Consider the following 12,846-nt stretch of genomic DNA (forward strand, 5'->3'; position numbering starts at 1 on the left):
TGCAGGGGTGACTATGCGTCAGATCGGGCTGAGGCTGATCTCGAGGGGGAACGGCACCGAGGTTTTCACGACGTCGGTGAACACCTCCCCGTCCCGGTAGACCCCGGCTGCCGGGTCGAGCAGGTAGGTGTACACCAGGGGGACCCCGTTGGCCGTGTGCTCCACACGCCAGTAGAAGGCGATCCCCGCCTTGGCGTACTGCTCCGTCTTCACGATCCGGTCGGTGGTCTCCGAGCCGGGCGAGACCACCTCCACGACCAGGAGTACGTGCTCCGGCCTCGTGGGCGTGATGTCGATCGTGTCCGCCCGGTAGACCACGACGTCGGGGCGACGATTCGTCAGCGGAACGTCCTGGAGACGGACATCGAAGTCCGTATCGGCGTTCCATCCACGTGAGGCGGTAGCATCCAGAGCATTGGCCAGCAGTCGCGCCAGCCGGCTGTGGCGTTTGGACGCGCTCGGACTCACCACGACCATCCCGTCGACGATCTCGACGCCCCTGCACTGCTCCGCGGGCCACGAGTCGTACTGTGCCGTGGTGATCGGCGTGTGCATCCACTCCGGGACGATCATGTCGGCGGTCACGACGTACCTCCCCTGGAAAAAGCAGCGCCTGCAGGCTCGGTCCATGGGAACAGGCCGTGTGCCTGTCCGTCAGCCGACACCACGCTCCCACCACCGAGGCCTCTGGCGCACAGACCCCGATGAGCGCGGCCACCGGGCCAGGAAACGGCAAGACCGACCCGGGATGTGGGAACTGTCCACGCGGCGGCGGCCCGTGCCACGGGCGGGGCTCACGCCTCGGTGGCAGCCTGCCGGGCCAGCCCGGCGGGGTCGACCTCGAAGGGCAACGGGCTCTGCGTACGGGTGGTGGCGCCAGGAAGCGCTGTCGTACCGGCCGCCCCCGAGCTCGGTGATCACCAGCCGGGGTGCCGGGTCGGGCTCCACCCGCCAGTACGACGCGATGCCCGCCTCGGCGTAGAGCAGAGGCTTCAGGCGGCGGTCCATGGTCCTGGTTCCCGGCGGGACGAGCTCAACGACCAGCAGGACAGCCTCCGCGTCGATGCCGGCCTCGTCGGTGGCCGTCGCCGCGGCGTCGGCGACCACGATGTCCGGGACGACCAGCCCCGAGGGAAGGACCACATTGATGACCTCGCCTCCAGCACCTCCACCTTCGCGCCGGCAGCCCGTGCCGCGGCGGCGCCCCGACGCCATCCGGCAGGCCCCTGCGCAAAGGATCCCGGCCCGCCGGCCGCCGCCGCACGGCACCCGGGCCGTGCGGCGGGCGCTGTCACACCGCGGTGGCTTGTCCGGTCTTGGTTGTGGCAGATCCACGGCGTGCCGTGGACGGTGCCGGAATCGGGTGGCTTCCGGCGTGTGGAGCGAGTGGTGGAACGTGACGCGGAAGCACAGCGACAACCAGGTCTTCCGGATCACCGGGGCCGCGGCCGGGCTCTCGGACGACGTCCGGGCCAGGCAGCGGCGTTACATCATCTCGATGTCGGTCCGGACGGTGTCGTTCGTCCTCGCCGTCGTACTGTGGCAGGTCTCCACTCCCCTGGCCTGGATCACGCTGGTCCTGGGGCTGGTACTGCCCTATGTCGAGGTCGTCGTCGCCAACGCCGGGCGGGAGAACGCCCGTGGGCTGCCCACGACCCACATCGCACCGCCGGTACCGCCGGCCCTCGGCCCCGGCACGACACCACTGCCGTCGCAGCGGAACCCGGAACAGGACGAAAGCCGGCCTTCCGGCCGCAGCTGAGCCCGGCGCGGACTGCCCGGACTCACCTGCTGAACGTCTCGCGCGCACCGTGTTGCACGCTGTGTCAGATGCGGCCTCGTCGGGGCCGCCGTGCCTGGACGGAGGGCTCGTGCGTGTCCTGTTCGTCTTCCTCCGGACGGTGCTCGGCACCCTCCGGGGCCTGGAAGAGACCTGTCGTCGCGGGGCGCGGCAGGCGCTGCACGGTCGGGTGGGGCATCACCGGTTCCGGCGCGGAGAACAGGGGCACGACGGGAGTCTTGGACGGGTCTGACGGCGCCGGATGGCGCCGAGCCGCGGGAGTGTTCTTCATTGCTGCCCAGTATGCGCCCCCGCCGGGCTCCCACCGCCGGGTGACCCGTACTCCGCGCAGGCGGCGAGATCCCGGGCGAGGCCGGGGAACCCGACGGGCTGCCCGGCCCACCGGTCCGGGCCGCTGTTCGGGGGCGGGCAGGACGGTGTGGCGGGTGTGCGCGCCGCCGGCCCAGGCGGCCTCGCGGGCGACGGCTGCCGACAGGTCGAGACCGGCGACGGTGATTCCGGGCAGGGCCGCGATGTGCTCGGCGGTGCCGGGGCGGGCACGGTCGGCCTCGACCGGGGCGCAGCCGGGAGGCGGGCCGGGTGCCGTGGCCGGCGCCCCGGCCCGGCCCTCGACCGCACCCCACGAGCACGCCGTCCGGCACTACCGCCCCCAGCCGCGGCGCCGGCGCATCCCGGACCTGCGCGAGCGGGGATGCCCGAGCAGGAGCCGGTTTCTCCTGGCGGCCGGCGGCTGCAGGTGTGTCCGCGCGTCAGTGGCCGGCGCTCTGACCGCCGTCGACGTACAGGATCTCGCCGGTGACGAACGAGGCGTTCTCCAGGTAGAGCACCGCGTCGACGATGTCGCTGATCTCGCCCATGCGGCCGACCGGGTGCAGGCCGGCGTAGGTCTCGTGGTACTCCACGGCGTGCATGGGGGTCTTGATGATGCCCGGGGCGACGGCGTTGGAGCGGATGCCGCGGGTGGCGTACTCGATGGCCAGGGACTTGGTGGCGGACTGCAGGCCGCCCTTGGTCAGCGAGGCGAGCACCGAGGGCACGTTGGAGTTGGCGGCCTCGACCAGGCTGGTGGTGATGTTCACGATGTGGCCGCCGCCCTGGGCGAGCATGTACGGGACGGCGAGCTGGGTGATGCGGAAGAAGCCGGCCACGTTGACGCCGATCGCCGCGGCGAAGTCGTCCTGCGTGTAGTCGGTGAAGGCGTTGGCGATGAAGATGCCGGCGTTGTTGATCAGGGTGTCGATCCGGCCGAAGCGCTCCACGCCCTCGGCGATGACCCGCTCGGCGGTGGCCGGGTCGGAGATGTCGCCCTGGACGGTGAGGACCCCCTCGTCGTGCGACGCGGGGATGGTGCGCGAGGTCGCGACGACCGCGTAACCGAGCTTGCGATAGCCCTCGACCAGCCCGGCGCCCATGCCCTGAGACGCGCCGGTGATGACCGCAACCTTCTGACCCTGAGTGCCCATGTTGTTGACCTTCTTCCGAGGAAATGTACTACCCCACCAACCGATAGCCGGTCGGTCGACTATCAAAGTAGACGACCGGTCGAGTAACGTCAAAGTCCTGCACCGGAAGGACCCCGCCCGATCGGCGACCCCGGGCCGGGGGTGCGGGACGCCGGAACCGGCGCACCGCACCCGGCCGGCGACTTCGCGGTGACGGCGGCCCCGGCGGGCGGGAGACGCATGCCGCCCGCGCACGCCCTCGCCCGCCCTCCCCGCGCCGTTCGGGCGTGATCCGACCGGCGCCGGGACGGGGCCCGCGGCAGCCGGTCGCCGAGACGTGCGGAACGCGCCGCGAGGCCTTGGGCGCCGCCGCCCCGGTACGGCAGCCGCACTGCCCCGACCGGCCCCCGTTCCCGGCAGGCGCTATCACCGAGTGTCATATAAAGTCACGGTTTGTGTCCGCCGGAGTGCTATGCATCTGGCATGTGCCAAAGGCCCGTGTCCGGCCTCCGCCCCTTGAAAGGAACACCCGTGAACGCTCGATTTGGCGTGCGCCGAGGCAAGGCGCTCGCGGCCATAGCCCTGGCCGCGACAGCGGCGTCGATGATCCCGGGATCGACCGCTGCCCTCGCAGACGAAAAGAACATCCTCGCCGACAACTGGGGCGTGATCACCCGCAATACGATCGGCTCCCCCGTCGCCGTACTGCGCAACGGCCCGGTCGGGTCCTTCGGCGTGCCGGCATCCGCCGCCCGGCCGCCCTACGGCTCAGGCAGCCTGGGCATCGAGGTCGCCGACAAGTCCACCTCGCTGGCCACCCCCGGCGAGAAGGTCGACTTCGGCAACGAGGTCGACTTCTACGGCAATCCGGTGCTGGGCCTGGACAAGGTCGGCTTCCACGTCTTCCAGACCAGCGAGAACGTCGGATACGGCAGCCCCCTGACCAACATGCCGACCATCAGGTTCGAGATCGACCCGAACATGACCACCGGCGACAACTACTCCACCCTGGTGTGGAACCCGCCCCCGTCACCGGTGGTGGACCGCTGGAGCCCGTACCTGGACGCCACCACCACCGGCACCTGGTTCCTCACCGGCAACGAGACCTCCTGCACCCAGACCGCACCGTGCAACTTCGACCGGCTCAAGGCCTCCTTCACCGGCGGCGTCGGCCGGCCCACCATCCTCACCGTCGCCGTCGGCAAGGGCCGCGACCACATGTGGATCGGCGCCGTCGACGGCCTGCGCATCAACCGCAACATCTACGACTTCGAGGCCGACGGCGTCAAAACCCGCTTCCAGCCCTTCGGATGAGCCGGCAGGCCGGTCGAGCGCCGACCCGGCCCACCACCTGCTCCTCGCGTCCGCCGCCGGGCCGGGGCTCCGCACAGGCAGCCCCGGCCCCACCCTGCGGGGCGCCGTGAGCGGTGCACCCGGCACAAAGCAGCCCGATCCCGGCCACCGGCACGAAGCCCGGGGGCACGGCGCCCGCGCGGCCGGGTCGTCGGCCACAGCGACGGCCCCCGGACCCCCTGGGGTTCCGGGGGCCCGTGCTGCCCGGGAGGTCCGGGTCCGCACAGCCCGACGTCTCCTGCTGTCGGTTCACATCCAGCCGTCTGCGGCTGCCGCGCCGCGGAACGGGCCTGCCCCGGCGCACCCTCGGCGCTCTCCCCCGCTCCCCGCCTGCCCCGCCCTGCCCGCCCTGCCCCGCCGGAGCCCGCTTCCCCCACAACAGCGGGGACAGGGCCGGCCGGTCGGGCGTCGTCGGGCCGGCCGGCCCACTGCGGGCCGGCAAGAAGCCGACCGGAGCAGCCGGGTGCCGACGGTTCTCCTCGCGCCCGGAAGGACATCGACCAGATGCGCTCGTCCCTGCGTCACCAGGTGCGCTCCAGAGCGACCGAGTCGACCCAGGGCCTGCGGAAATTCCTCACCGCCGACGCCGTTGCGGCCTCCGACCCGGCCCCACGACCAGCACGATGAGCACCTCGCTGTGGCAGCAGCACGCCCTGCCCTGCTCCTCGCAGCCGATCCACACAACTCACCACCAGCGGGCACGCCCCCCGGGGACGACACCCGCACCGCCCTGCCGGCCGCGCCCCGGGGCCACCGGGGCCGCGCAGCCCCAGACCGTCCCCTCGAGCGCAACACCGGGGCCGGGCGCGGGTTTTCGAATATTCGCGTGCGCGGCCGGACGGGGCCGGATAGCGTTCGGTCCCGACGCCTTCCGATGCGCCGTGCCCCGGTTACTTCCTGGAAAAAACACCGGTGCCCACCTTGATCACGGAAGGCGCCGCTGCCGCGTGTGCCGGACGCCGCCCTTCTTCGTGCGTACCGGCAGCGCGCCCCTTTTCGACCCCAACCCTGCAGGGGGACATCTGCATGACCCGGTTCAACCGCCGGCGGGCCAAGGCCGAGGCCAGGGACGAGATCCGTACCGAGATCCCGGGGCTGACCGCGGGCGGGGCGACGTCCCCGCTCTCCGAGCACGGCCAGTGGGTCCTGCCGCCGTCGCGGGCCGCGCTGCGGACGGTGTTCCCGTCGCTGCGGGACCTGAACCACCAAGGCGGCGCCGGGTACGCCCGGGAGCCGAAAGCCGAGCTGTTCCTGCTCGCCGTGGCCCACATGGCCGGGCAGCGCAGCTTCTACGAGAGCGCGTCCTCCCGCGACGAGCGCTACGCCCGGCTGGTCCGCCGGCTCGCGGTCGAGGACCCCCGGTGGACCCTCGCTCTGCTGCGCTGGCTCCGCACGCACGCCCACATCCGTACGGCGTCCCTGGTGGGGGCGGCCGAGTTCGTTCGCGGCCGCCTCGACGCCCGGGCCGCCGGCTTCTCGCGGCAGGCCGTCGACGCCGTGCTGCAACGCCCCGACGAACCGGGCGAGTTGCTGGCGTACTGGACCTCCCGGTACGGGCGCAGGCTGCCCCAGCCCCTCAAGCGGGGCGTCGCGGACGCCGTGCGCCGGCTCTACACCGGCCGTGCCCTGCTCAAGTACGACACCGGCTCGCACGGCTTCCGCTTCGGCGACGTGCTGGAGCTCACGCACCCCGCCCCGGCCCCCGACCGGCCCTGGCAGGGGGAGCTGTTCCGGTACGCCCTGGACCGGCGGCACCGTCCCGACCGTGCCGCACCGCCCGCGACCGAACCGCTGCTGACCGCGCACCACGCCCTGATGGCCGTCCCCGTCGCAAACCGGTACGCGCTGGTCACCGGGCCGGGCGGGGCGCAGAAGCTGGCTGCGGCCGGCATCACCTGGGAGGCGCTGGCGGGCTGGCTGCAGGGCCCGCTGGACGCCGCGGTCTGGGAGGCCGTGATCCCCTCGATGGGGGCGATGGCACTCGTCCGCAACCTGCGCAACTTCGACCTCGCCGGGGTCGGCGACCGGGCGGCCGCCGAAGCGGCCCGCCGGATCTGCGACCCCGCCCAGGTGCTCCGCTCCCGGCAGTTCCCCTTCCGCTACCTGGCCGCACACCGCAACGTGCCCTCCGCGCGGTGGGAGCAGGCCCTGGAGACGGCGCTCGCCCACAGCCTGGCCAACGTGCCCGCGCTGCCCGGCAGGACCCTGGTCCTGGTGGACCGGTCGGGCTCGATGTTCGACCGGCCGAGCGCGGACAGCGAACTCAACCGGGCCGACTCCGCGGCCGTCTTCGGCACCGCGCTGGCCCTGCGGGCCGAGCAGGCCGATCTCGTCGAGTTCGGCACCGGCAGCCGCCCGGTCCACGCGGCCCCGGGCGAGTCCGTCCTGCACGTCCTGGACCGGTTCCACGACCTGGGCGGCACGAACACCGCCGCCGCCGTCACCCGGCACTACGCCGCGCACGACCGGGTGCTCGTCGTCACCGACGAACAGGCCCACTGGGCACCCCGGATCGACCCCCTGGCCGCCGTCCCCGAACACGTCCCGGTCTACACCTGGAACCTGGCCGGCTACGCCATGGGCCACACCGCCACCGGACCCCACCGCCACACCTTCGGCGGCCTCAGCGACGCCGCATTCCGCCTGATCCCCCTCCTGGAATCCGGCAGGTCGGGCCCGGAGACCGCATGGCCCTGGGACCCCACCCCCGACACACACCGAGGACTCCCGAAGCGGCCCGCCCCCTGACCACAGGTCCGCGCACACCGTACCCCCGAGCCGGCGACAGCCACGCCAGACGGAGTGGCAGGGCCTGCGCCGCCGAGGGCGACGATCTCGCCGGCGGTACCCTCGCCGGGCATCTGCCGGTTCGCCGCGGTCGGGTCAGGCGGACCACGGCGGGCGGAACCCGACGCACCCGGCGGGTGCCGGTCCTTCCGTGTTCCGGACGAGGCGGCACCATGTGGGAGCGCCGACTCCCGGGTCACCGGCGAGCGGGCGTGAGCCGGGGCCGGTGAACGGGCAGGACAGCGGAAGGGGATGAAGGCGTGGGCCACGAAGTACCCGCGGACCTGATGGAGATCGTCGACGCACTCCTGCCGGGCACCCGGCTGGACCGGGCGCGGCTGGCGGCCGACGGCAACATCCACCACGTCGTGCTGCTGCCTCACATCGCGGCCGTGCGGATCAGCCGGCGACCGTCCGGGGCGCAGGCGCTGCCGCGGCGCACCGAGTTGCTGCGGGCGATCGGGGCCGCCGGTCTGCCGTTCTCCGTGCCCCAGCCACTCACCCCGGTCACCGACTTCGACGGGCGTGCCGCTGTCGCCGTGTCCTGGATCGACGGTGCGGCATGGCCCGAGGGCCAAGGCGACCCGCAGCAGATCGGGCAGCTCCTGCGGGCCCTGCGCGACGTACCCCTTACCGCTGGGCTGCGCAGCGCCCTGACCGCCGACCCGGGGCATTCGGCTCCGGTGCGGGGCTGGGCCGCCGTCCTGGCCGAGGACGTCGTCCCCCGCCTGCCCGCGCGGTGGCGCGACGAGGGCCGCCGCCGCCTGGACCAGGCGATGGCCCTGGACCCCGTCCCGGACGGGCTCGTCCACGGCGACCTCGGCGGCTCCAACGTCCACTGGGGCCCCGACGGGAAACTGATCGGCGTCCTGGACTGGGACCTGGCCCTGGCCTTCGACCCCGCCGTCGACGCCGCCTGCATGGCCTGGCACGGCTGGGACACCGTCCGCCGCGCCGTCGACGCCGACACCTACCGGCGCGCCCGCATCTGGGACCGCACCTTCGGCATCGGACACCTCGTCGCGGTCCTGCCCGGCACAACCCTGTCCAACGTGGACAGTTACGTCGAGCACATCGTGCCCTGGCTCGAGGACCACGCCCGCTGACCTCGGCCCGCGCCGGGATTCCGCACGGAAGAACAGCGTCCCCGCCCCTGCACTGCGGCGCGGACGGCCCTGCCGGTGTCCCGAGGACAGGCCCGTCCGCGCCGCAGTGCAGGGGCGCGGCGACGGGTCCGGCCCGGTCCCCGCAGCCGGCCGGGGCGCCGCCGCGCGACGGCGGCGGCGCCCCTGGGGCCGGACGGGTCCGGGTCCGGGTCAGGCGTCGGCGGCCGGCAGCGCGTTCTGCCGGATCACGCCCGCGTACCAGTGCGCGCTCGCCTTCGGGATACGGCGCTGGGTGGCGTAGTCGACGTAGATCGTGCCGAACCGCTTGGAGTAGCCGTAGGACCACTCGAAGTTGTCCAGCAGGGACCACAGGAAGTAGCCGCGCACGTCCGCGCCGTCGGCGATCGCCCGGCGGACCGCGTCGAGGTGGGCGTGCAGGTAGGCGATCCGCTGCGGGTCGTTGACCACGCCCTCGGGCGAGGCGTAGTCGTCGAAGGCCGCACCGTTCTCGGTGACCATCAGCGGCAACTCGGGGTGCGAGGCCGCCAGACCGGTGAGCAGGGTGTGCAGCCCGCTGGGGTCGATGGCCCAGTTCATCGCCGTGACGTTGTCGTTGGCCAGGTGGAAGGCGATGTGCTCCGAGCCGGTCCACGGCGAGTGGTCGCTCGCCCCGTGACCGTCGTTCTTCGTGGTGCCGGCGCCGTCGGCGGGCAGCGAGACCACCGTCGGGGAGTAGTAGTTGACCCCCAGGACGTCGATCGGCCGGGAGATCTCCGCCAGGTCCCCGTCGTGCACCAGGCGGTCCCAGTCGACCAGGTGCCGGGTGTCCTGGACCAGATCCTCGGGATAGACGCCGTCCAGGATCGGGGAGGTGAAGATCCGGTTGCCGACCGCGTCGATCCGACGCGCGGCGTCCGCGTCACCCGCACCGCCGGTCAGCGGGCGGACCTGGTGCAGATTGAGCGTGATCGAGGTCTGCGCGGAGGCCGGCAGCGCGGAGCGCAGCGCGCCGATCGCCAGACCGTGCCCCAGGTTCAGGTGGTGGGCGGCCCGCAGGGTCGCGGCCGGGTCGGTACGGCCCGGGGCGTGGACGCCGGAACCGTAGCCCAGGAACGCCGAGCACCACGGCTCGTTCAGGGTCGTCCACACCCCGACCCGGTCCCCCAGCGCCCCGGCCATGATGCCCGCGTACTCCGCGAAACGCAGGGCGGTGTCACGGTGCGGCCAACCGCCCGCGTCCTCCAGCTCCTGCGGCAGATCCCAGTGGTACAGCGTCGCGACGGGCGTGATGCCCGCCTCCAGCAGCTCGTCGGTCAGCCGGCGGTAGAAGTCCAGGCCCCGCTCCACCGCCGGCCCCCGGCCGGTGGGCTGCACCCGCGACCACGACACCGAAAAACGGTAGGCCTGCAGACCCAGGTCCTTCATCAACGCGACGTCGTCACGGTAGCGGTGGTAGTGGTCGGCGGCGATGTCCCCGGTGTCACCGTTGCGGACCTTCCCCGGCGTGTGGCTGAAGGTGTCCCAGATCGAAGGAGTCCGGCCGTCCTCGGCAGCGGCACCCTCGACCTGGTACGCGGCGGTCGCGGCTCCCCAGACGAAGCCGGGCGGGAAAGAAGTGGCCGAGGCCGGCCGGGGGCTCACCTCAGGTCGTACGGCGGTCATCGTGACAACGCTCCCAAAAGATCGGGGTGAACGAACCGGACAACCAGGTCCGGCCCAAAGGAAGAACAAGAAAAAGAAAGAGGAGGACAAACGCGGCCCGAGGACGGAAACGGGCCCGGGATGCCCCGGCGAGGGCGCCAGGGGCCCGCCCGCAACGGCCCCGGCCCCAACCCCCGCCCGGTGTGCGGCCGGTGCCCGCCCGGAGTGCGGCCGGTGTGCGGCCGGTGTGCGGCCGACGGCGCGGGCCGCACCGTGCGGGCCGGCGGGCGGGGCCGGCGCGCACACCGCGGGCTGCCGGGCCGACCCCCGCCCGGCGCGCACCCGGGCGGGCGGGCGGCCGTGGGGTCAGCCCTTCACGGCGCCCGCCATGATGCCGCCGACGATCTGCTTGCCGAAGACCACGAACACCAGGAGCAGCGGCAGCGTGCTGATCAGCGCGCCGGCCATGACGATGCTCTGGTCGGGCGTGTAGGAGGCGCTGAGCTGCCCGAGGGCGACCTGGATGGTGGGGTTTTGCTGGTTCAGGGCCAGGAAGGGCCAGAAGAAGTCGTTCCACGCCTGGACGAAGGTCAGCATGCCCAGCACCATCATCGCCGGCCTCGCCACCGGCAGGACCACGCTGCGCACGATGCGCAGGTTGTTCGCACCGTCGACCTTGGCCGCCTCGACGAGTTCGTAGGGCAGCGCCTCGATCAGGTACTGGCGCATGAAGAACACACCGAAGGCACCCACCAGCGTCGGGAAGATCACCGACTCCAGCTTCCCGCCCCAGCCGATGTCCGACATCATCATGAACAGCGGCACCACGCTGAGCTGCGGCGGGATCGTCAACGTCGCGATCACCGCGGTCATCAGGAAACCCCGCCCGCGAAAACGCATCTTGGCGAACGCGTAACCGGCCAGCGTGCAGAAGAACAGCGTCGCGATCGTGATGCAGCCGGACACCACGATGCTGTTGACGATCGCCTTGCCCAGGTTCGCCTGTTCCCAGGCCGCCTGCAGGTTTCCCCACAGCCGGCCGCCCGGCAGCAGCGGCGGCGGCGTGTCCAGGACCCGCTGCTGATCGTGCGAGGCCGCCACCAGCGTCCAGTACAGGGGGAAGATCGAGCCCAGGCCGACGACGACGAGCGCGGCATAGGTCAGCGGGCCGGCCTTGAGCTGCTGGCCCGCGCCGAGCCGAAGCCGGCCGCGCCGGCCGCCCCGGGACGGGGACGGGCCTGCCGGCAGCAGGTCCGGTGCGGTACTGAGGGGACTGGTCGTGGTCATCGAATTCCGCTCCCGTCAGGCCGCGCGTCCGCGCACGAACCGGCCGACGATCCAGTTGATCAGAGCAATGAGCAGCAGCAGGACGAGCATCGCCCAGGCCACGGCCGCGGCCGGACCCAAGTGCCCCAGCTTCCAGCCGTAATTGAACAAATAGATGCTGAGGGTCTCGTACTGGTGCTCGTTGCCGCCGATCGACCCGAGCGTGCCGCCCTGCAGCAGCAACGGCTCACCGAACAACTGCATCGAACCGATCGTGGAGATCACGATCGTGAACAGGATCGTGGGCCGCAGCGAGGGAACGGTCACCTTCCGGAACTGCTGCCACCGCGACGCACCGTCGATCGCCGCCGCCTCGAACAGATCCGCCGGCACCGCCTGCATCGCCGCGAGATAGATCAGCGTGTTGTAGCCGGTCCACCGCCAGATCACGATCACCGAAATCGCGATCTTCGACGTCCACTCGCCGTTGCCCCAGTCGGTGTTGCCGAACCCGACGAAGTGCAGCACCCAGTTCAGCAGACCCCCATCCGCCCTGAACACCAGCGCGAACACCAACGCCGCGGTCGCCACCGACGTGGCGTACGGGGTCAGGATCACCGTCCGCCACACCGTGCTCGCGCGCAGCTTGTAGTTCAGCAGATGCGCCAGACCCAGAGCGACCAGCAACTGCGGGACGGTGGAGATCACACCGATCACGAAGGTGTTCCCGACCGCCGTCCAGAACTCCGAGTCCTGAAGGATCCTGGCGAAGTTGTCGAAGCCCACCCACTGGGACTGGTCCAGGCTCGTCATCTCCACCCGGTGCAGAGCGATCCACCCGGTGTACAGCAGCGGATACAGCCCGAAGGCACCGAAGATCAAGAAGAACGGCGCGATGTACGCGTACGGCGACGCCGCGTCGTCGAAACGCCACAACCGGCGGCGCCACGCCTGCCGACTGTCCGACACACCGCCAGCGCCAGCGCCGGAGCCGGGGCCGGGACCGGGGCCGGGGCCGCCGGGCGGCGGGCTGTAGGCATCCGGGGTGGGAGTCGTTGTTGCCACGGAGGAGGTCCTTGTCTGGGGTTCGACCGGGTGGGTACGGGACCGGCATCACATCCACGAGCCGGGCACCGGCCCCCCTCATTTCTTTCCGCCCCCCGGCCGGCGGACCACAACCGGCCACTGCCGGCCGGCTGCGGCACCGGACCGGACGGGCCGGACAAGCGGGCCGGACACGGGCCGGGGAGCGGCCGGTTGCGGCACCGGACCGGACGGGCCGGACACGCGGGCCGGGGGCGGGTGCGGGCACGGCCCCGCACACCGCGGCGCCGGCCGCCCACACCGGCCCGGGCACCCCCGCCGGCACGAAGGCCCCTGCCACGGCAGGGTTCCCCCGCCCCCCGGTACGGGGTGCCCGGGCCGGGCACGGGCGGCCGTGCGGACGCCG

General features: G+C 72.4%; 10 protein-coding genes. 4 read left to right on the top strand and 6 right to left on the bottom strand.

Annotated features, from left to right (window positions below; genetic code table 11):
- Positions 1–18 precede the first annotated feature (18 nt).
- Together ACFYXS_RS37565 and ACFYXS_RS37570 are read right to left on the bottom strand one after the other, a co-directional pair.
- Positions 19–585 (bottom strand): Uma2 family endonuclease, encoded by a 567-nt coding sequence (locus ACFYXS_RS37565; RefSeq protein WP_389256278.1) that lies wholly within the window; start codon positions 583–585, stop codon positions 19–21.
- Between the two features lie 69 nt (positions 586–654).
- Positions 655–1,215, bottom strand: coding sequence for a Uma2 family endonuclease (locus tag ACFYXS_RS37570; RefSeq protein ID WP_389256279.1), 561 nt, complete (start codon positions 1,213–1,215; stop codon positions 655–657).
- Positions 1,216–1,363: 148 nt separating this feature from the next.
- Between ACFYXS_RS37570 and ACFYXS_RS37575 the strand changes: the two genes are divergently transcribed.
- On the top strand, positions 1,364–1,762 hold the full coding sequence (locus tag ACFYXS_RS37575; protein ID WP_389256280.1) for a DUF3099 domain-containing protein: 399 nt from the start codon (positions 1,364–1,366) through the stop codon (positions 1,760–1,762).
- Between the two features lie 788 nt (positions 1,763–2,550).
- Here the strand turns inward: ACFYXS_RS37575 and ACFYXS_RS37580 are convergent.
- Positions 2,551–3,264, bottom strand: a complete 714-nt coding sequence (locus ACFYXS_RS37580; protein ID WP_389256281.1) for an SDR family NAD(P)-dependent oxidoreductase — start codon at positions 3,262–3,264, stop codon at positions 2,551–2,553.
- Positions 3,265–3,774: 510 nt separating this feature from the next.
- On the opposite strand from ACFYXS_RS37580, the gene ACFYXS_RS37585 reads away from it, so the two are divergent.
- The 3 genes from ACFYXS_RS37585 to ACFYXS_RS37595 all read left to right on the top strand — a co-directional run bounded on the left by ACFYXS_RS37585 (position 3,775) and on the right by ACFYXS_RS37595 (position 8,489).
- Positions 3,775–4,557 (top strand): hypothetical protein, encoded by a 783-nt coding sequence (locus ACFYXS_RS37585; protein ID WP_389256282.1) that lies wholly within the window; start codon positions 3,775–3,777, stop codon positions 4,555–4,557.
- Positions 4,558–5,622: 1,065 nt separating this feature from the next.
- Positions 5,623–7,344 carry a TROVE domain-containing protein gene (locus tag ACFYXS_RS37590; RefSeq protein ID WP_389256283.1) on the top strand — a complete coding sequence of 574 codons (1,722 nt, stop codon included), beginning with the start codon at positions 5,623–5,625 and terminating at the stop codon, positions 7,342–7,344.
- 299 nt (positions 7,345–7,643) lie between these two features.
- Complete coding sequence (locus ACFYXS_RS37595; RefSeq protein WP_389256284.1) at positions 7,644–8,489, top strand: phosphotransferase; 846 nt, start codon at positions 7,644–7,646, stop codon at positions 8,487–8,489.
- 210 nt (positions 8,490–8,699) lie between these two features.
- Here the strand turns inward: ACFYXS_RS37595 and ACFYXS_RS37600 are convergent, their stop codons facing one another.
- The 3 genes from ACFYXS_RS37600 to ACFYXS_RS37610 all read right to left on the bottom strand — a co-directional run bounded on the left by ACFYXS_RS37600 (position 8,700) and on the right by ACFYXS_RS37610 (position 12,461).
- Entirely contained in the window at positions 8,700–10,151 is a 1,452-nt protein-coding gene (locus tag ACFYXS_RS37600; protein ID WP_389256285.1) for a GH1 family beta-glucosidase, read from the bottom strand.
- A 345-nt stretch (positions 10,152–10,496) separates the two neighbouring features.
- Positions 10,497–11,417, bottom strand: coding sequence for a carbohydrate ABC transporter permease (locus ACFYXS_RS37605; protein ID WP_389256286.1), 921 nt, complete (start codon positions 11,415–11,417; stop codon positions 10,497–10,499).
- Between the two features lie 15 nt (positions 11,418–11,432).
- Positions 11,433–12,461, bottom strand: a complete 1,029-nt coding sequence (locus ACFYXS_RS37610) for a carbohydrate ABC transporter permease (protein ID WP_389256287.1) — start codon at positions 12,459–12,461, stop codon at positions 11,433–11,435.
- Between the last annotated feature and the right edge of the window lie 385 nt (positions 12,462–12,846).

Source organism: Streptomyces sp. NPDC002574, assembly GCF_042889545.1.
Taxonomy (GTDB): domain Bacteria; phylum Actinomycetota; class Actinomycetes; order Streptomycetales; family Streptomycetaceae; genus Actinacidiphila.

Excerpts from the sequence above, each read along its gene's own strand:
- ACFYXS_RS37570 (WP_389256279.1), bottom strand. The coding sequence starts at position 1,215 with ATGGCGTCGGGGCGCCGCCGCGGCACGGGCTGCCGGCGCGAAGGTGGA.
- ACFYXS_RS37580 (WP_389256281.1), bottom strand. The coding sequence starts at position 3,264 with ATGGGCACTCAGGGTCAGAAGGTTGCGGTCATCACCGGCGCGTCTCAG.
- ACFYXS_RS37590 (WP_389256283.1), top strand. The coding sequence starts at position 5,623 with ATGACCCGGTTCAACCGCCGGCGGGCCAAGGCCGAGGCCAGGGACGAG.
- ACFYXS_RS37600 (WP_389256285.1), bottom strand. The coding sequence starts at position 10,151 with ATGACCGCCGTACGACCTGAGGTGAGCCCCCGGCCGGCCTCGGCCACT.
- ACFYXS_RS37605 (WP_389256286.1), bottom strand. The coding sequence starts at position 11,417 with ATGACCACGACCAGTCCCCTCAGTACCGCACCGGACCTGCTGCCGGCA.